The 18,222-nt window shown below is 72.3% G+C and carries 14 protein-coding genes; 6 read left to right on the forward strand and 8 right to left on the reverse strand.

The genetic code is table 11. The features are described 5' to 3' along the window. The 3 genes from ABZS66_RS34430 to ABZS66_RS34440 form a co-directional block, all read right to left on the reverse strand. A partial coding sequence (locus ABZS66_RS34430; RefSeq protein WP_354765108.1) for a histidine kinase occupies nt 1-848 on the reverse strand: 848 nt, incomplete at its 3' end. A gap of 21 nt (nt 849-869) precedes the next feature. Then, nucleotides 870-3,266: an FtsX-like permease family protein gene (locus ABZS66_RS34435; RefSeq protein WP_354765110.1), complete on the reverse strand. Its 2,397-nt coding sequence runs from the start codon at nt 3,264-3,266 to the stop codon at nt 870-872. 124 nt (nt 3,267-3,390) lie between these two features. Then, entirely contained in the window at nt 3,391-3,639 is a 249-nt protein-coding gene (locus tag ABZS66_RS34440) for a hypothetical protein (RefSeq protein ID WP_238015621.1), read from the reverse strand. A gap of 241 nt (nt 3,640-3,880) precedes the next feature. Between ABZS66_RS34440 and ABZS66_RS34445 the strand changes: the two genes are divergently transcribed. Together ABZS66_RS34445 and ABZS66_RS34450 are read left to right on the forward strand one after the other, a co-directional pair. After that, nucleotides 3,881-7,513, forward strand: a complete 3,633-nt coding sequence (locus ABZS66_RS34445; protein ID WP_354765112.1) for a choice-of-anchor D domain-containing protein — start codon at nt 3,881-3,883, stop codon at nt 7,511-7,513. 148 nt (nt 7,514-7,661) lie between these two features. Beyond that, nucleotides 7,662-7,856, forward strand: a complete 195-nt coding sequence (locus ABZS66_RS34450; protein WP_354765114.1) for a hypothetical protein — start codon at nt 7,662-7,664, stop codon at nt 7,854-7,856. A gap of 17 nt (nt 7,857-7,873) precedes the next feature. On the opposite strand, the gene ABZS66_RS34455 is transcribed toward ABZS66_RS34450, so the two are convergent. Both ABZS66_RS34455 and ABZS66_RS34460 read right to left on the reverse strand, forming a co-directional pair. Beyond that, nucleotides 7,874-9,355 carry a hypothetical protein gene (locus tag ABZS66_RS34455; RefSeq protein WP_354765116.1) on the reverse strand — a complete coding sequence of 494 codons (1,482 nt, stop codon included), beginning with the start codon at nt 9,353-9,355 and terminating at the stop codon, nt 7,874-7,876. Nucleotides 9,356-9,369: 14 nt separating this feature from the next. Further along, the gene (locus ABZS66_RS34460; RefSeq protein ID WP_354765118.1) at nt 9,370-10,569 is read right to left on the reverse strand and encodes an ROK family protein; all 1,200 of its coding nucleotides are present in this window, start codon (nt 10,567-10,569) and stop codon (nt 9,370-9,372) included. Between the two features lie 270 nt (nt 10,570-10,839). Between ABZS66_RS34460 and ABZS66_RS34465 the strand changes: the two genes are divergently transcribed. The 4 genes from ABZS66_RS34465 to ABZS66_RS34480 all read left to right on the forward strand — a co-directional run bounded on the left by ABZS66_RS34465 (nt 10,840) and on the right by ABZS66_RS34480 (nt 15,198). Then, on the forward strand, nt 10,840-12,117 hold the full coding sequence (locus tag ABZS66_RS34465) for an extracellular solute-binding protein (RefSeq protein WP_354765120.1): 1,278 nt from the start codon (nt 10,840-10,842) through the stop codon (nt 12,115-12,117). Between the two features lie 173 nt (nt 12,118-12,290). Continuing rightward, nucleotides 12,291-13,130, forward strand: a complete 840-nt coding sequence (locus tag ABZS66_RS34470; RefSeq protein ID WP_354765157.1) for a sugar ABC transporter permease — start codon at nt 12,291-12,293, stop codon at nt 13,128-13,130. Nucleotides 13,131-13,215: 85 nt separating this feature from the next. Further along, nucleotides 13,216-14,118, forward strand: coding sequence for a carbohydrate ABC transporter permease (locus ABZS66_RS34475; RefSeq protein WP_354765122.1), 903 nt, complete (start codon nt 13,216-13,218; stop codon nt 14,116-14,118). Between the two features lie 57 nt (nt 14,119-14,175). After that, nucleotides 14,176-15,198 (forward strand): UDP-N-acetylmuramate dehydrogenase, encoded by a 1,023-nt coding sequence (locus tag ABZS66_RS34480; RefSeq protein ID WP_354765124.1) that lies wholly within the window; start codon nt 14,176-14,178, stop codon nt 15,196-15,198. Nucleotides 15,199-15,247: 49 nt separating this feature from the next. Here the strand turns inward: ABZS66_RS34480 and ABZS66_RS34485 are convergent, their stop codons facing one another. The 3 genes from ABZS66_RS34485 to ABZS66_RS34495 form a co-directional block, all read right to left on the reverse strand. After that, the gene (locus ABZS66_RS34485; RefSeq protein WP_354765126.1) at nt 15,248-16,600 is read right to left on the reverse strand and encodes a pectate lyase; all 1,353 of its coding nucleotides are present in this window, start codon (nt 16,598-16,600) and stop codon (nt 15,248-15,250) included. A 192-nt stretch (nt 16,601-16,792) separates the two neighbouring features. Then, on the reverse strand, nt 16,793-17,131 hold the full coding sequence (locus ABZS66_RS34490) for a cupin domain-containing protein (protein ID WP_354765128.1): 339 nt from the start codon (nt 17,129-17,131) through the stop codon (nt 16,793-16,795). After that, entirely contained in the window at nt 17,128-18,171 is a 1,044-nt protein-coding gene (locus ABZS66_RS34495) for a Gfo/Idh/MocA family oxidoreductase (protein ID WP_354765130.1), read from the reverse strand. Before ABZS66_RS34495 ends, ABZS66_RS34490 begins: the two co-directional genes overlap by 4 nt. Nucleotides 18,172-18,222: the final 51 nt, after the last annotated feature.

Genomic DNA, 18,222 nt, shown 5'->3' on the forward strand with positions numbered 1-18,222 from the left:
CCCGCGCCGAAGCCCACGGCGGCTCCCACGCCAGGCTGCGTCCCCGGCCCGGCAGCCGGCTCCGCACCCGACTCGGCCACCCGCACGGCGGCGGACAGCGGGGAGGCGGACGAGGCGGACGAGGCGGACGGTAACGGTGGTGGGGACGCGGCGCGCAGCAGGGATACCACCCGGCGCATGTCGTCCAAGGCCTCGCGGCCCGTGGCGGCGATCGTGGCCAGCGCAGTCCGGGCCTGCGTGGCCGATGGGTCCAGCGTGTACGTGGCGCCGTCCGCCTGGACGATCATCACGCTCAGGCTGTGGGCGACGACGTCGTGCAGCTCGCGGGCGATCGCCGCGCGCTCGTCCGCCGTCGCGAGGCGGGTCAGGTGGTCGCGCTCGCGCTGCAGGGTGGCGTTGCGCTCCTCCAGCGACGCGACATACAGCCGGCGGGTGCGCACCCCGTGTGCCGTCACCCACACGGCGACCGTCACCGCGCCGACGACCCAGACGACGGTCCAGAAGTTGCCGGCGCGCCGGTCCTCGGCCCACGCCCCGAGCAGCACACCGAGCCCGGCGAACGCCCCGGCCAGGATCGGCCAGCGCCCGCCCGGCCCGTACTTGACGACCGAATACATCGACACGAGCACCGCCACGTCGAACAGCCGGACCATCGGCTGGACGGCCAGGTGGGCGGCCGCCAGCCCGTACACGACGAAGGCCACCGGCACCGCGAGCGCCCGCCGCGCGAGCAGCGCCGCCGCCATGACGAACCCGCAGGCCAGCACCACCGCGCCGGTCGTGCCGCGCTCCATGAGGGCGAGGCACACGATCCCCGCCGCCAGCGCCCCGTCGAACACCCACCGCATGCCGCCCACCCTAGGTCGCCCCTACGACAGAACCGCCGACAACGCCGCCCGCCGGGCGGGCAGCACCGCCGCCGCGACCCCGGCGAGCGCCGCCAGCAGCACGAACAGCCCCAGCCGCCCCACCGGCACCGCCACCAACGGGTCGACCGCCCCGAACCCGGCCAGCGTGGTCAGCCAGCCGTACAGCACGCCGAACGCCACCCCGATCAGCGCCCCCGCGGTCGCCATGAGCAGCGCCTCCACCAGCAGCGTCGCCGCGAGCTGCCGGCGGGTCAGGCCGAGCGCCCGCAGCAGCGCCGACTCCCGGGCGCGCTCCAGCACGGACAGCGACAGCGTGTTGGCGATCCCGACGAGGGCGATGAGCAGGGAGCAGGCCAGCAGCACCGCGATGATCCCCACCAGCTGGTCGACGGCCGCCTTCCGGTCGTCCCGGACGTCGGCCAGGTCGTCGTAGCGCACCAGCGGCGCGTCGGCCAGCGCCGCGTCGAGCCGCTCGCGCGCCGCCGCGCCGGGGGTGGCCCGGACGAGGATCATGGATGCGGCGCTACCGCCGGGGAAGAGCACCGCGAAGTCGCGCGGACTGACGACGAGGTCGCCGGTCAGGCTGGGGCCCTGCACCGTGGCCGCCACGGTGACGGTGAGCGTCCGCCCGCCGGCCCGCACGGTGAGCCGGTCGCCCGGCCGGGCGTGCCCGAGCACATCGGAGGCGGCGGGCACCCGGGCCGTGCCGTCCGCGACCCCGCCGGTGCCGACGAGGACCGACCGGCCGTCGACGACGGCGTCGGCCTGCCGCACCGCCTCGACCGACGCGAACGCCGGGTCGCCGGACAGCGACGCGGTCACCGACGGCGGGATCGTGGTGCCGTTGACCGCGGGCACGACGAGATAGTCGACCGGGAACGCCCGGTCGAGCTGGGCCGTCGCCGTCCGGTCAACGGTCGCCGCGATCGTGCTCCCGCCGGCCATGAGCGCCACCCCGATCACCAGCGTCGCCGTGGTCGCGGCGGTCCGGCCCGGGTTGCGCCGGGCGTTGGCGGCCGCGAGCCGGGCCGGCACGCCGAACACCCGGGCGGGCAGCCAGCCGAGCGCCGCCACCAGCCGGCCGACCAGCAGCGGCGACAGCAGGAGCAGCGCCAGGAACGTGCCGGTGCCGCCGGCCATGACCAGCACCATGCCCTCCTCCGCGCCACCGGCCCGCAGCCCGGCGCCGGTCAGCGTGGCGCCGCCGGCGAGCGCGAGCCCGGCCAGCACGAGCGTCCACCGCCGCCGCGGCTCCTCGCCGGTGATGCGCAGCGCGGCGACCGGCGGGACCCGACCGGCCCGCAGCGCCGGAACCGCCGCCGACACGACGGTCACCAGCAGGCCCAGCGCGACCGCGACGAGCAGCGGCGGCGCGCTGAGCACGGGCCGCCCGCCCGGCAGCCCGAGCAGCGTGCCGCCGCGGGCCAGCCCGGCCGCCACCCTGAGCCCGGCCACCGCCCCCACGAGTGAGGCGGCGAGCCCGACCGCGGCCGACTCGAGCAGCACCAGCCGCATCACCTGGCCGCGCCGGGTGCCGACGCAGCGCAGCAGCGCGGTCTCGCGGATCCGTTGCGCCATCAGGATGTTGAAGGTGTTGAAGATGACGAACCCGGCGACCAGCACGGCCACGGCCGCGAACAGCACGAGCCCGACGAACACCCCGTTGAGCTGTCCGGACGCGGCCCGGGCCAGGTCGTGCCGGAGCTGCTCACCCGTGCGGAACCGGGCCTGCGCCGGCCCGCCGGCCGCGATGCGGTCGCGCACCTCGCCCGCGTCGGCGCCGGGGCGCAGCGTCGCGACGACCTCCCGGAACCCGCTCGCGCCGGTCAGCCGCACCAGCTCCGCCTGCGTGAGCACCACGGTCGCCGCGCCCCCGGCGCTGTCCACCGTGCCGACGATCCGCAGTTCCTGCCGTGCGCCGCCGGCGTCGACCACGACCGCGGTGTCTCCCACGGTGATTCCGGTGGCCTCCACGGTCCCGCCGTCAAGGGCGGCCTCACCGCCCCGCACCGGCAGTCGCCCGGTCCGCAGGTCGAAGCCCCGCAGTGCCGGGACCGAGCCGGTGCCGACCGCGGCCGGCGGCTCCCCGAACGTCGTGACCGGCCAGCCGTGCCGGTCGAGCAGCGGCAGCGGCGCGGACATCCGCCCGTCCACGTCGGCGACGCCGGCCGTGTTCCGGACAGCATCCACAGTGGACATCGGCAGGCGCGCGTCGCCGGTCGCCGTCACGGCGACGCCGACGTTGCGGGCGGCCCGCGCGTACTCGTCGTAGAGCGCGGCCGAGGCCGTGTCCCGGTAGACCAGGATGCCCGCGACGAACGCCACCGAGAGCACGATCGCGAGCGCGGTCGGCACCAGGCGGCGCGGTCGCAGCGAGGACAGGGCGAGTCGGAGCACGGCTCGACGTTAGGCGGGCGGTGGGCTGTTCCGCGTCGGACCAGAGCCGTAGTACCCAGGTAGGAGGCCGGGCGCCGGCGAGAAATTGTCGTACCCTCCGCCTACGGTCGGCGCCATGACAACCTCAGATCACATCGGCCACGGCCGCTATCCACTCGGCCGCCTCCTGCTCGCTGGCGAAGGAGCGCCGGGTCGCGAAGACCGTCGCCGAGCCGCCCACGTTGACGACGAAGGTCACCGCCCACGTCTGCTGGTCCTTGCGAAACGTGCGGGCCCGCGTGTCCAGGTGGATCGGGGCGAGCAGCGTGGCGTGGGCCAGGTTGAGGTAGGTCGGCTGCGAGGTCGACATGTCGACCACGGGCACGAGTCTCATGGAACGACCCTAGACCGTGTAAGAAGTCTTAGAACCGTCGTAAGAAATCAACAAAGATGAGTCTAGATGTTGCGTTGCCCACGGGCCGGGGTTACCGTCCCAGATGCACCGCCTCCGCCAACCGGTGCATCGACCGAACGCCTCCACCCCCTGCCTGACCGGGTCAGGCCCCGGACCCCCGTCCCGACCGCCGACACGGGGGCCTTGGGCGACCCTGTCGGCTCGTCGAAAGCGAGCAATCATGCTCAGGCTCACCCGAAGCGGGCGGACGACCGCCCGAGACACGACCGGGCGGTCACCCGCCCCGGTCGCGGCCGGGCGGCTCTCCCGCCTCCCGCGGCCGCGCATCCGGACCGCCGCGCTGGTCGCCGGCACCACGCTGGCCGCCGCCGGCGTGGCCGTCGCCGTCAGCACCCCGGCATTGGCGGCCGCCACCGGCGGCGTCGGGGCGACGCTGCCCTACGTGCAGGTCCAGGCCGAGAACTCGACCACCAACGGCACCGTCATCGGCCCCTCCGCGCAGTACAACACCCTCGCCGCCGAGGCGTCGTACCGCAAGGCGGTGACCCTGCAGGGCCAGGGCAAGTTCGTCGAGTTCACCACGCCCGTGTCGACGAACTCGATCGTCTTCCGTTACAGCATCCCCGACTCCGGCAACGGCTCGGTCTACACGGCGCCGATCTCGCTGTACATCGACGGCACGCGGCAGACCAACTTCACGCTGACCAACGCCTACAGCTGGTATTACGGCGGATACCCGTTCACCAACTCGCCGGGCAGCAACGCCCACCACTTCTACGACGACGTCAACCGGCTCTTCACCCAGACCTACCCGGCCGGGACGAAGTTCCGCCTGCAGGTCGACGCCGACTCGACCGCCTCGTCGTACACCATCGACTTCGCCGACTTCGAGAACGTGAGCGGGCCGCTGTCCCAGCCGGCCGGCTCGGTCTCCATCACCAGCCGCGGCGCCGACCCGACCGGCGTGCAGGACTCGACCTCGGCGATGAACCAGGCGATCGCCGCCGCCGGCGCGGGCGGCACCGTCTGGATCCCGCCGGGCACGTTCAAGATCCAGGGCCACATCGCGGTCAACAACGTCACCATCAAGGGTGCCGGCATGTGGCACTCGCGCACCCAGGGCGACCGGATCGGGTTCTACGGCAACTACCCGCCGACCCCGAGCGCCAACGTGCACCTCGCCGACTTCGCCATCTTCGGCAACGTGCAGGAGCGCAACGACGGCGACCAGGTCAACGGCATCGGCGGCGCGATGAGCAACTCCACCGTCGACCGGGTCTGGATCGAGCACACCAAGGTCGGCGCCTGGATGGACGGGCCGTTCACCAACCTGGTGTTCAGCCAGATGCGGCTGCGCAACTTCACCGCCGACGCGATCAACTTCCACAACGGCGTCACCAACTCGAAGGTGACCAACTCCGACGTGCGCAACGCCGGCGACGACGGCCTGGCGATGTGGGCCGAGGTCAACGCCGACGCGAACAACTCGTTCGACCACAACACGGTGCAGTATCCGATCCTGGCCAACGGCATCGCGATCTACGGTGGCCACGACAACGTGGTCGCCGACAACAAGGTGATCGACTCCGGCCTGACCCAGGGCGGCGGCATCCACGTCGGGCAGCGGTTCAACTCGACCCCGCTCGGGCGCACCGACGTGCTGCGCAACACGATCATCCGGTCCGGCAGCCTCGACCCCAACTGGAACTTCGGGGTCGGCGCGCTGTGGTTCGACGCCCGGGACGCCGCCATGTCGGGGCTGGTCAACGTCGACAACATCCTGATCCAGCAGAGCCCGTTCGAGGCGATCCAGTTCGTCTCCGGATCGAGCATCTCCAACGTGCGGATCAACAACGCCACGATCCAGAACACCGGCACGTGGGCGATCCAGGAGCAGGTCGGCGGCTCGGCCACGATCAGCAACAGCTCGGCGACCGGCGTCGGGGCGCCGGCCGCGATCTACAACTGCGGCGTCGGCTTCACCCTGACCGACGGCGGCGGCAACTCCGGCCTGAGCGGCTCGGCGTGCCAGAACATCACCAACCCGGCCTTCCCGCCGTACCTGCCGGACAACGGCTCGAACATCACCGTCAGCCCCAGCGCCCTCGGCTTCGGCAGCGTCGCCACCGGCGCCACCAGCGCGGCGCAGACGGTGACCGTGACCAACGGCGGCACCGCGGCGGCGGCCGTCGGCACGATCGCGGTCACCGGCGACTTCGCGCAGACCAGCACCTGCGGCAGCAGCCTCGCCGCCGGCGCCTCCTGCACGGTGAGCGTCACGTTCCGCCCGACGGCGGCCGGTGCCCGCACCGGCACGCTCAGCGTCACCGCCGGCGGGGTCACCAGCACGGTGCCGCTGTCCGGCACGGGCGTCGCGCCCGGCCCGGTGCTCAACGCCAACCCGCAGTCGCTGTCGTTCCCGGCGACGGTCGTCGGCGCGCAGTCGGCCACCCAGACGGTGACCGTGACCAACTCGGGCACCACCGCGGCGACGGTCTCCGGCGTCGCGGCGAGCGGCGACTTCAGCCAGACGAACACCTGCTCGTCGCTGGCGGTCGGCGCCTCCTGCACGATCACGGTCCGGTTCGCCCCGACGGCGTCCGGCGCCCGCAGCGGGAGCGTCACCGTCACCAGCAACGCGAACAACAGCCCGCTGGCGATCGGCCTGTCCGGCAGCGGCATCGGCACGAACACCAACATCGCGCTGAACAAGCCGACCACCGCCTCCAGCCAGGTCAACGGCACGCAGGCGGCGACCACCGCGACCGACGGCAACACCGCGACCTACTGGGAGAGCGCCAACAACGCGTTCCCGCAGTGGGTGCAGGTCGACCTCGGCGCGGTGACCAGCATCGGCCGGGTCACGCTGAAGCTGCCGCCGGCGACGGCCTGGGCCACCCGCACGCAGACGCTGTCGGTGCTGGGGTCCAACGACGGCAACAGCTTCAGCCAGATCGTGGCGCCGGCCGGGCGGACCTTCGACCCGGCGACGGGCAACACGGTGGACATCACGCTGCCGGCGACGAGCACGCGGTACGTCCGCGTGAACATCACGGCGAACACCGGCTGGCCGGCGGGGCAGGTGGCCGAGCTGGAGGTGTACCCGTCCGGCGGCACGACGCCGAACGCGCCGACGCTCAGCACGATGCCGAGCTCGCTCACGTTCGGTTCGCAGGTGGTCGGCAGCACCAGCGCCGCGCAGGCGGTGACCGTGACCAACTCGGGCACCGCGGCGGCGACCGTCACCGGGGTCTCGGTGAGCGGTGACTACACGCAGACGAACAACTGCGGCTCGATCGCGGTCGGGGCCTCCTGCGTCGTCAACGTGAGCTTCCGGCCCACCGCGACGGGCACCCGCACCGGCACGCTCACCATCACCAGCAACGCGTCGAACAGCCCGACGACGGTGTCACTCACCGGCACCGGCGGCAGCACGGCGCCGGTGAACCTGGCTGCGGGCCGGCCGACGGCGGAGTCGAGCCACGTGCAGGTGTACACCTCGGCCAACATCACCGACGGCGACCAGGGCAGCTACTGGGAGAGCGCCAACAACGCGTTCCCGCAGTGGGTCCAGGTCGACCTGGGCAGCGCCCAGTCGGCGTCGCGCATCGTGCTGCAGCTCCCGGCCGGCTGGGGCACCCGCACCCAGCGCATCGAGGTCCTCGGCAGCACCAGCGGCTCGTCGTGGACCCAGGTGAAGGCCCCGGCCGACTACGTCTTCGACCCGGGCGCCAACAACACCGTCACCATCACGTTCGGCGCGACGAGCCAGCGCTACCTCCGCCTGCAGTTCACGTCGAACAACGGCTGGCCGGCCGGCCAGCTCTCCACCTTCCAGGTCTGGACCGTGTAACCGGCACGGCCGACGCACCGACGGCTGCCGGGTCCCGCGCGGACCCGGCAGCCCTGCCGTGTCCGGCCCGGGCACGCGGACGAGGCCGGACGGACCGACGGACGTGGTCCTGGGGAGCGGTCGGCCACCGCCGGATACAGTGCGCCTTATGGTCATCCCGAAGCGGGCGCGGATCCTGCTCTGGTTCTTCGGCGTCGTGCTGCTCATCGTGCTCGTGCTCGGCGCCGCCGGGGCGTTCGACTCGCCGATGGAGATGTTCGCGGCGCTCGCCGCGCTGCTCGCGGGGCTCGGGACCGTGGGGCTTGCCCTGAGCTACTACTTCAACTGGCCGCCGCGAGACTAGCGGGAGCCGCCGCGGGATCAGTCGCTGTTCACCCAGAACCAGTCGGCCGGCTCGTGGTCGACGCCCGCCTCGGTGAACCAGGACGTCACGCGGTCGCGGGCGGCGCCGAGCTCCTGGCCGTCGGCCAGTTCGCCGGACGCCACGCGGGCGCGGAAGGCGCGAGCCAGCCGGCCCTCCAGGTCGCCGCGGCCGCCCGGGGACGGGGACGGGGACGGGGACAGGTGCTCCACCAGGGTGGCCAGGCTGGTGTACCGCGTGCGCACCCCGTACGAGTACTCACGTCCCGCGTCGCCGCGCTGGGGCAGGTAGTCGTACTCCTCGTGGAACGATATCCGGCCCGCCTCCGGGTCGATGCGCAGCACCAGCTGGAAGACGCAGTCGGTCGACGTGCGGTGGACGCGCAGCAGCCGCTCGGTACGCATGAAACCCTCCTGTTTCGCCTCGACGCCGGCCGTCGCGAACCACTCGGCGACCCGGCCGCGGTTGACCTGGCGGGGGAGATCGGGGGCGAGCCGGCCGTCGGCGGCGAGGGCGTCGAAGCACGCGATCAGGCGGTCGTCGGCGCGGCCCGGGAACGTGCGGCCGAGCATCCCCTCGAAGTGGTCGGCCAGCGCCGGAGCCGCGTCGAGCGGCGCGACCACCGCGTGGACGGTGCCGCCGTCGCGGTGCGGGCCCGCGCGGTACTCCTCCTCGAACCGCACCGTCGCCGGGCGCATCCCCGCCCAGAAGCGCAGGCCCAGCACGAGCGTGCAGCCCTCGTCGGGGCGCGCGGCCCGCAGGATCTCGTGCTCCCGGGCCCGGCCTCCGATGCGGTACCGCACGTCGCCCGCCCGGCACCATTCGACGACCCGGTCGCGGTTGGCCTGCGGCGGCAGGTGTGCGCCGAGCACCCCCTGCCCGACCAGCGCCGCGAGGTCGGCGCGCAGCCGCCCGGGCCCGTCGTCGGCGTCCGGCACCGGCAGCCCGGCCTGCTCCTCGACCGCGGCCGCGAGCGCGCCGGCCGAGCGGAGGGCCACGTCGACCTCGTGCGTGTACTTGCCGCCGCGGTGCTCGTACACCTCGCTGAACCGCACCCCGAAGACGCTCTCGCGCGCCGGGTCGGTGGCCGGCCACCACTGCAGCAGCAGGATCCGCCGGTGCCCGTTCGGCTCGGTGGCGGTGAGCAGCGGATGTCCACAATGGACCGACCGGATCCCGGAGCCGTCGGTCCAGCGCGCGTCGTAGGCGACACCGGCCGACACGCACCAATGTGCGATCGTGTCGCGATTCCCACCGCCCCGGTAGCGCGGATGCAGCTCCCCGGCCTTGGTGAGGATCTCGACCACCCGCCGGGCGACAGCCTCGGTGGAATCCGACTTTTCCGATGTGTCGGCGGACCCGACCGCAGACAACAGCGCGGGCAGGCCGGCGGCAGGCACCAGGACCGAGCCGAAGCGGCCCCGGTCGTCCGGGGGCTCGGCGAACTCGGCGAAGCCCGGAGGGCCCGCGATCACCCGCATGGAGGGCAATCTACCTACACAGGCGTCGCGAAGGGGACCGTGTCGATGCCCAGCGCCAGCGCCACCGCGCCCAGGGCGGCCGCCCGCAGCGCGAGCGCGCTCTGCACCACCTCGACGGAGTCGGCCGCCGCGGCCAGCGCCGTCTCCGCCAGGCCCCGCTGCAGCGGCTCGCGGAGCAGGTCGGTGGCGGCGCCCAGTTCGTCGCCGAGCAGGACGCGCTGCGGGTTGATGAGGTTGACCAGGTTGCCCAGGGCGTAGCCGAGCTGCGTGCCGGCATCCATGATCAGGCGGCGGCAGCCGGGGTCGCCGGACTGGGCGTACTCGATCAGGCCGGCCAGGTCGTGCAGCTCCGGGTGGGACTGGCGGGCGTGGGCCAGCAAAGCGCGGCCGCCGACCGCGAGCTCGACGCAGCCGCGGTTGCCGCAGCGGCAGACCGCGCCGCGGGCGTCCAGGGTCACGTGGCCCAGTTCGCCCGCCGTGCCGGCGGTGCCGCGGTACAGGCGGCCGTCCAGGACGATGCCGGCGCCGATGCCGGTCGCGAGCTTCACGTAGACCAGGTCGGTGCAGCCCCGGCCGGCGCCCCAGACGTACTCGCCCAGGGTGGCCAGGTTGGCGTCGTTGTCGACCCGGACCGGCAGGTCGAGGCGGGTGGTGAGCTCCTCGGCCGGGAGCAGGTCGGCCCAGCCGGGCAGCATGGGTGGCGAGCCGATCCGCCGGTCGCGGGTGATCGGGGCGGGCACGCCGAGGCCGACCCCGACGACCTCGGCGCGGCCGGCGCCGATGTCGGACAGCGCGGCGTCGATGAGGCCGACCGCGAGGTCCAGCGCGTCGAAGGGCCGGTCGTCGATGTCGAAGTCGGTGCGGGCCTCCCGCTCGGCGAGGACCGCGTGGCCGAGGTCGGCGAGGGCGACGCGCACGTGCCGGCGGCCGATGTCGGCGCCGACCGCGATGCCGGCCTGGCGGGTCAGCTGGACCACCGACGCGGGGCGTCCGCCGACCGGGCGGGCCGCGGCGCCGGTGCGCTCGCTGACCAGGCCCGCGCCGCCGAGGTCGGTGAGCACGGCGGAGACCGTCGGCCGGGACAGGCCGCTCAGCGTGACCAGCTCGGCCCGGGTGCGGGGGCCGTACAGGCGCAGCGTCTCGGCTACCCTCCTGGCCGTCCCGCCCAGTTCACGGCGCCACAGGTCGCGGGGATACGTCGGGTGCGCCGCCACGGCGCGTAATCCTCCAACCGCACAGGCAGTTATGTCAAGGTCTTACCGAACCGTACCCTCACGGGGCGCATCGCCCGTCAGGCCTCCCTCCAGATTGCAGGGATGTCACAACTCGAATGCCAGGAGTTGACAGAACCCCCGCCAAAGACGAAGGTCCCGGGTGAGACCTTTCCCGCAAGGTTCAACACGTTCACACACACCCACACTCCGCAACCGCAAACATGTGACACACCCCCGAGCAACGTGCAACATCCCGTGATGGAGGGACGAATGCGCTTCAGCGGAAGCACTCGCGTGGCGTTCGCCGCCGCCGGCGTCGCGCTGGCCCTGGTGGCCAGCGGCTGTGGTGCCGACGACGGCGACGGCAGCAGCGGCACCGGCAGCAAGCAGGTCGAGGTCTTCACCTGGTGGGCCGACGGCGGCGAGAAGGCCGGCCTCGACGGCCTGGTGACGCAGTTCAAGACGGACTGCTCGCAGTACGAGTTCGTCAACGGCGCGGTCGCCGGCGGTGCCGGTTCGAACGCCAAGCAGGTGCTGGCCTCCCGGCTGCAGCAGAGCGACCCGCCGGACACGTTCCAGGCGCACGCCGGCGCCGAGCTGACCGACTACATCAAGGCCGGCCAGATCGAGGACATCTCCGCGCAGTACAAGGAGTGGGGCCTCGACAGCGCCTTCCCGAAGGGCCTCGTCGAGAGCCTGACGGTCAACGGCAAGATCTACTCCGTGCCGGCCAACATCCACCGCGCCAACGTGCTGTGGGCGAACAAGAAGGTCCTCACCGACGCCGGCATCACCGCCGCGCCCAAGGACCTCGCCGAGTTCTTCACCCAGCTCGACACGCTCAAGGCCAAGGGCGTCGCCGCCCCGCTGGCGCTGGGCAAGGACTGGACCCAGCAGATGCTGTTCGAGGCCGTCCTGATCAGCGACCTCGGCGCGGACAAGTTCAACGGCCTGTGGAACGGCAAGACCGACTGGGCCGGCGCCGACGTCACCAAGGGCATCGAGGACTACAAGAAGCTCCTGTCGTACTCCAACAAGGACCGCGACACCTTCGACTGGACCGACGCCGAGAAGCTGGTCATGGACGGCAAGGCCGCCTACCAGCTCATGGGTGACTGGGAGGCCGCCGACCTCGACGCCAAGGGCTTCAAGGACTACAGCTACTCGGTCTTCCCGGGCAACGGCAACGCCTACCAGTGGCTCGCCGACTCGTTCGTGCTGCCGAAGGGCGCCAAGAACCCCGAGGGCACCAAGTGCTGGCTGAAGACCCTGGGCAGCGCCGCCGGCCAGAAGGCCTTCAACACCAAGAAGGGCTCGATCCCGGCCCGCACCGACTCGGTCGCCAGTGACTACCCGGCCTACCAGCAGTCGGCCATCAAGGACTGGGCGAACGGCGTCGCCGTCCCGTCCTGCCCGCATGGCTCGGCCTGCTCGCAGGGCTGGCAGGGTGCGGTCGCCTCGGCGCAGGGCAAGTTCTCCAGCGACGGTAACGTCGCCGCACTGCAGACCGCGCTCGTCGCCGCGGCAAAGCAGTACGCCGGCAAGTAAGTAGCACCGACGGACGCACCGGAGCGGGCGGCAGCCTGCTCCGGTGCGCCCATGACGGAGGACCCGCGGTGACCACCACCACTGAAACGACCCGACCCCGCCGCAGTCCCGGAGCGAACCGCGCGAAACTGCGCCGGTGGGCCCCGGGCCTGATCCTGCTGTCCCCCTCGCTCGTGCTCCTGGCGGTCTTCGTGTACGGCCTGATCGGCTGGACGGCGAAGCTGAGCTTCAGCGACGAGCACGACGCCCTCGGCAGCAAGGGCTTCGTCGGTCTCAAGAACTTCACCGACCTCTTCACCGAGGACATCAACGACCGGTTCGTCCACTCGCTGAAGAACCTGCTCGTCTTCACCGTCGTGTTCATGGTCGGGGCCATGGCGATGGGCCTGCTCTGGGCGTTCCTGCTGGAGCGGGGCGTGCGCGGCGAGGGCTTCTTCCGCGCCGTCTTCCTGTTCCCGATGGCCGTCTCGTTCGTCGCCAGCGGCGTCGTGTGGCGCTGGCTGATGAACTCCGGCACCGACGACTCGGCCGGCGGCCTCAACCGCATCTTCGTCGACCTGCACCTCGGGTTCCTGCAGAACCCCTGGTGGACCGACCCCGACTGGGGCATGGCGGCGATGGCGCTGCCGGCGATCTGGCAGCTGTCGGGCTACGTGATGGCGCTGTTCCTGTCCGGCTTCCGGGGCATCCCGGCCGAGCTGCGCGAGGCCGCCGCCGTCGACGGCGCGACCGGCTGGCAGCTCTACCGGCACGTGCTGTTCCCACAGCTCACGCCGACCGCGCTGTCCGCGCTCATCATCCTCGGGCACATGTCGATGAAGATGTTCGACCTCATCATGTCGGTGTCCGGCGCCCAGTGGATCACCGAGGTTCCCGCGGTCTACGTCTGGCAGACGCTACTCACCAGCGACTACGCCAAGGCGGCGGCCATCTCGATCATCCTGCTGGTGCTGGTGGCGATCGTGATCGTGCCGTACCTCATCTACAACAACCGGGTGGAGCGCCGCTCATGACCGGTCCGGAGCGGAGCGGAGGGGCCGGGCATCGGCTGGCTCCGTTTGAAGGTCATGAGACCGACGAGCGAAGCGAGGAGGGAGCATGACCGCGAGCACTGTGACGCCGGCGCCCGAGGCGGTCGACGCCCCGGCGCCGCGCAGGAAGCCGCGGGGCTCGATCCACGCCCGCTCGCCGCTCGCGCGGGTCCTCACGTACGTCCTGCTGCTGTTCTTCCTGATCATCGTCCTGATGCCGGCCTACGTGCTCATCGTCACGAGCCTGAAGTCCGGCCGGGAGATCGGCGTCAACGGGCAGTGGAACCTGCCCTCCGAGTGGACCTTCGCGTCGTGGGAGAAGGCGTGGACGTCGCTGCGCCCGTCCTTCATCCGCACGTTCGAGCTGGCGATCCCGGTCGCGCTGATCTCGTCGGTCCTCGGCGCCGCCAACGGCTTCGTGCTGTCGCGCTGGCGCTTCCCGGGCGCCGACGTGGTGTTCACGCTGATCCTGTTCGGCATGTTCATCCCGTACCAGGCCGTCATGATCCCGCTGCGCCAGATCGTGCACGAGATCGGCCTGCCGCCGGGCATCTCGACGCTGGTCTTCGTGCACTGCGTCTACGGCATCCCGATCTGCACGCTGATCTTCCGCAACTACTACGCCACGACCGTGCCGGTGGAGCTCATCGAGGCGAGCCGGGTCGACGGCGCCGGGATGCTGCGCACGTTCCGCTCGGTGATCCTGCCGATCTCCGCGCCGGGCTTCGTCGTGACGATCATCTGGCAGTTCACCTCGGCCTGGAACGACTACCTGTTCGCGATCTTCATGTCGAACACCCGCAACGGGCCGGTGACGATCGCCTTGAACGCGCTGGCCGGCGCGCAGTCGCCGGACTACGCCGCCTCGATGGCGGGCGCGCTCATCGCGTCGCTGCCCACGCTGCTGGTGTACATCGTGCTGGGCCGCTGGTTCATCGGCGGACTCATGGCGGGCTCGGTCAAGAGCTGAGCCACACCCAGACAGCGGCCCGCCGGAACCCCGGCGGGCCGCTGTTAGGCTGCCCGCGTGACCGTTACGTTCGCTCAGCTGACCACCATGCGCGTCGGTGGCCCGATCGGCCGGCTGGAGATCACCGAGAGCACCGGCCACGCCGTCGACCTGCTGCGGGCGCATGACGAGCGCGTGCCGCTCCTGGTGATCGGCGGCGGCTCGAACCTCGTGGTCGGCGACGAGGGATTCGACGGCACCGTGATCAAAATGGCCTCCAAGGAGGTCGACCTCGACGGCGAGCGCGTCACCGCGTCCGCCGGCGTCGACTGGGACGGCCTCGTCGAGCTCACCGTGGCGGAGGGCCTGTCCGGCCTGGAGGCCCTGTCCGGCATCCCCGGCACGGTCGGCGGCACCCCGGTGCAGAACGTCGGCGCCTACGGCTACCTCACCGGCGACGTGCTGGAGGCGGTCACCGTCTACGACCGGCAGACCGGCGCGCTGGAGCGCTGGGGCGTCGAGCGGTGCGGGTTCGGCCCGCACCGGCAGTCGGTGTTCAAGCACACCGACCGTTGGGCGATCATCGACGTCACCTACCGGCTGCGCCGCAGCGACCAGTCCCTGCCGCTGACGTACGAGGTGCTGTACCAGAGCCTCGGCGTGGAGAAGGGCGGCACCGCCAAGCCGGCCGACGTGCGCGACGCGGTCGTGCAGATCCGCCGCGGCCGCGGCATGGTCCTCGACCCGGCCGACCACGACACCTGGAGCGTCGGGTCGTTCTTCGTCAACCCGGTCGTGCCGGCCGATACCGTCCCCGCGAAGGTCTACGAGCGCGGCGGTCCCGCCTACCCGGACCCCGAGGGCACCAAGCTGTCGGCGGCCTGGCTCATCCAGTCGTCGGGCTTCTCCCGGGGGTACGGCGGAGAGTGGGGCAACGGCCGCGTGACCCTGTCGAGCCGCCACACGCTGGCGATCACCAACCGGGGCGGTGCGACGGCGACCGACGTGGTGCGGTTTGCGGCGCACGTCGCCGACGGCGTCGAGGCCGAGTACGGGCTGCGCCTGACCCCCGAGTGCGACCTGGTCAACTGCGCGTTCTGAGCGAGCGGCCGGCCGGCCCGGGCAAAGCGGGCCGGCCGGCCGGGGCAAGCTACACCCAGTGGATGTCGCTGTCCGTGTAGAGACAGTTCGTGCTGTCCGGGCCGGAGCCGATGTGGCTCGGCTCGCTGCCCTTCGGCACGCCCTTGTACTTGTCGCAGATGATCGTCTTGTGCGACGAGTCGCCCACGATCGTGATGTTCGAGAACCGGGCCGTGTCGCCCCAGTTCGTGTTGATGCCGGCGATCACCTTGGTCGACGTGGCGCGGATGTTGCTCACGACCACGTGCCGCTGGAACGAGTTGGTGCAGTTGCCGCAGGCGCGGTACAGCTTGCCGGAGCTCTCCACGGAGAAGCCGGAGATGTTCACCGTGCCGTTGCCGTTGTGCTGGAACACCTTGTCGCTCGCCGACCTCGCGCCACCGCCGATGACGTAGCTGGTGCCGCCGCCGGTGCCCATGAAGGTGGCGGCGTCCTCGCCGACGTCCTCCCACCAGACGTTCTGGATGGTGCAGGTGCCGAGGCAGTGGATGCCGTCACCGGCGGGTGCGCCGATGATGACGTTCTTGATCGTGCCGCCGTTGGCGACCTCGAACATCGGGTCCTGGCTCTCGCTCTGGCCGCCGTCGCCGATGCAGCAGTACCGCTTCATCCCGCCGTCGAGCGTGCCCGACACGCTGATCGTGCCGCTCACCGACACGTCACCGGTCTTCGACGGCCAGGAGCCCGACGGGTTGGTGCCGGTGGGCGTCGGGGTCGGCGTGCGCGACGGTGTCGGCGACGCCGACGTGGGCCCGGCGGTCGGTCCGGTGGTCGTCGGGCCGGGGCCCGCCGCGTCGCTGACCGTCACGTCGTCGAACGAGGCGCTCGCGTACCCCGTCTGGATGCCGATCCGGCCCGTGGAGGCGACGCTGCTCGAGCCCGAGCCGACGACGGCGCCGTCGACCGAGCCGGAGATGCTGCTGCCGGAGACCGTGAGGCTCAGCGTGTACCACGTGCCGTTGCTCACGGTGCGGCTGGCGGAGCCGAGCACCGTGACCGAGCCGCTGTTCACGGCCTGGAGCTGCATCGCGTTGCCGGGCAGCAGCGCCAGCCGGTAGAACGTCGTCGAGCCCTTCGCCCGCGCGAGCAGGCCGACGAACCCGTTGCTGCCGATCGACGAGGGCTGGACCCGGGCCGAGACCGTGTAGTTGGTCCAGCCGCTGTCGCCGGCGAACAGGCGGGCGTTCTCGCTGCCGGCGTTGCTCTGGTTCGCGGCGCCGGAGACGACGGCCCACGTGCCGCCGGACTTCGACCAGCCGCTGGTGTCGCCGTCACTGAAGTTGTCGCTGAACAGGGTGGCCGCGAACGCGATCTGACTGAAGATCGCCGCCGCGGCGGTGAATGCGACGGCGCTGCCGGCCACGATGGGCCATCTGCGCCGCCTGGGACGGGTGACCATGCATACCTCCGGAGATGGGGCGGAGACGCGTGCATGGGGTGTTCGCGGCACGTGACTGGGCGGGTCTGCCGCGATGCGCGCCGGGGAGAAGCACTGAGGAAAGCGCTTTCCCCTCGGCGCCCAACATAGACCTTCGTCTACCGCTGGTCAACCGCCCTACGCGGCCGGCGCCAGGTGCATCCAGGTGAAGACGAGCGGCACGTCGCCGTCGCTGACCAGGTGGTGGTTCTCACCAGGCTCGATGATGAGGATGTCGCCGGCGGTGAACCGCGTGTCGCGGGCCCCGTTCAGTTCGAGCACGCCCGCACCCTGCACGATCGTGAAAATTTCAGGGACGTCGTGCACGTGGTGGTCGGACTCGTCGTGGGTGCGGTGCCCGGGCGCGTCGTACCGGCTGATGCCGCCGCGCATCACCGGCCCCCAGCCGCTGCCGATGGCGGCGAGCGTGGCCGGGGTGCCGCCGTCGGGCAGGTCGGCGATGTTGAGCTTCCTCACCGCAGGGCTCCGATCTCTGAGAACAGCGCGCCCCGGGCGGCGGCGGCGCGGACGTGGTGTGCGATGCCGGGAATGACGAGCCCGTCGCCGTCGGGGTGCGGCGCGAGCCGCTCCCGGGGCAGCAGCTCCGGGGTGGGAGCGGCCATGATCGCGGCGGCGAGGGCGGTGAACGGTTCGGTGCGCTCCAGCGGCACCAGCAGCGGCGTGCCGTCGGCGCGGTGGTCGAGGAGGTTCTCCAGCAGGCCGACCCGGCCGGGCAGGACGTCGCCGTCGAGCCGGTCCTGCGGGTAGACGACGGTGGCGGTGCCCGCGGTGCCGGTGACGGTGAGGTCGCCGGGGACGAACTCGCCGGAGCACAGCGTCACCGCCGCCGTGACGACCGGGCCGCCGGGCCCGGTGAGCCGCAGCGCGGCGGTGTCCTCGACCTCGATGTCACGCGTCCGGAACCGCTCGAGCTCGAGGGTCCACGGCGGCCGCACGCCGGCGATGGCGAGGGCCTGCATGAGCCCGTGGGCGAGGGGGTTGCACAGCGCGCCGTCCATGGTGGGCCGCCCGCCGACGCTGGACCGGCCGGCCCACGGGGACCGTTTCCAGTAGGCGTCGCCGCGCCACCAGGCCCCGGCGAGCGCGACCGAGGTCACGGTGCCGACCAGGTCCGGCAGGGCGGCCAGGACCGGCGAGCCGAGGGCCTGGAAGCCGACCTGGAGGGCCCGGCCGGACGCCGACACCGCCGCCAGCAGCGCGCGGTGCTCGTCGAGCGAGAGCACCGGCGGCTTCTCCAGCAGCAGGTCGGCGCCGGCGGCGAGCACGTCGCGGGCGATCGGGAGGTGGGTGTGCGGCGGCGTGCAGACGACGACGACCTCGGGCGCGTGCCGGTCGAGCAGCTCGCGGTGGTCGGCGTACACCGGCACGTCCGCGTCCTCGACCGGCCGCACGTCGCCGAGCGCGACGAGCCGGACCCGGTCGCCGAGCGCGGCGATGGCCCGCCGGTGCCAGTTCCCGTGCCCGGTCGCCCCGATCAGCGCGACCGAGGTGCTCACGCGCCCTCCGCTTCGCTCCGGCCGCCTGAGCCGCCGCTGAGCCCACGATGA

The sequence above is a fragment of the Dactylosporangium sp. NPDC005572 genome (assembly GCF_040605515.1).
Taxonomy (GTDB): domain Bacteria; phylum Actinomycetota; class Actinomycetes; order Mycobacteriales; family Micromonosporaceae; genus Dactylosporangium.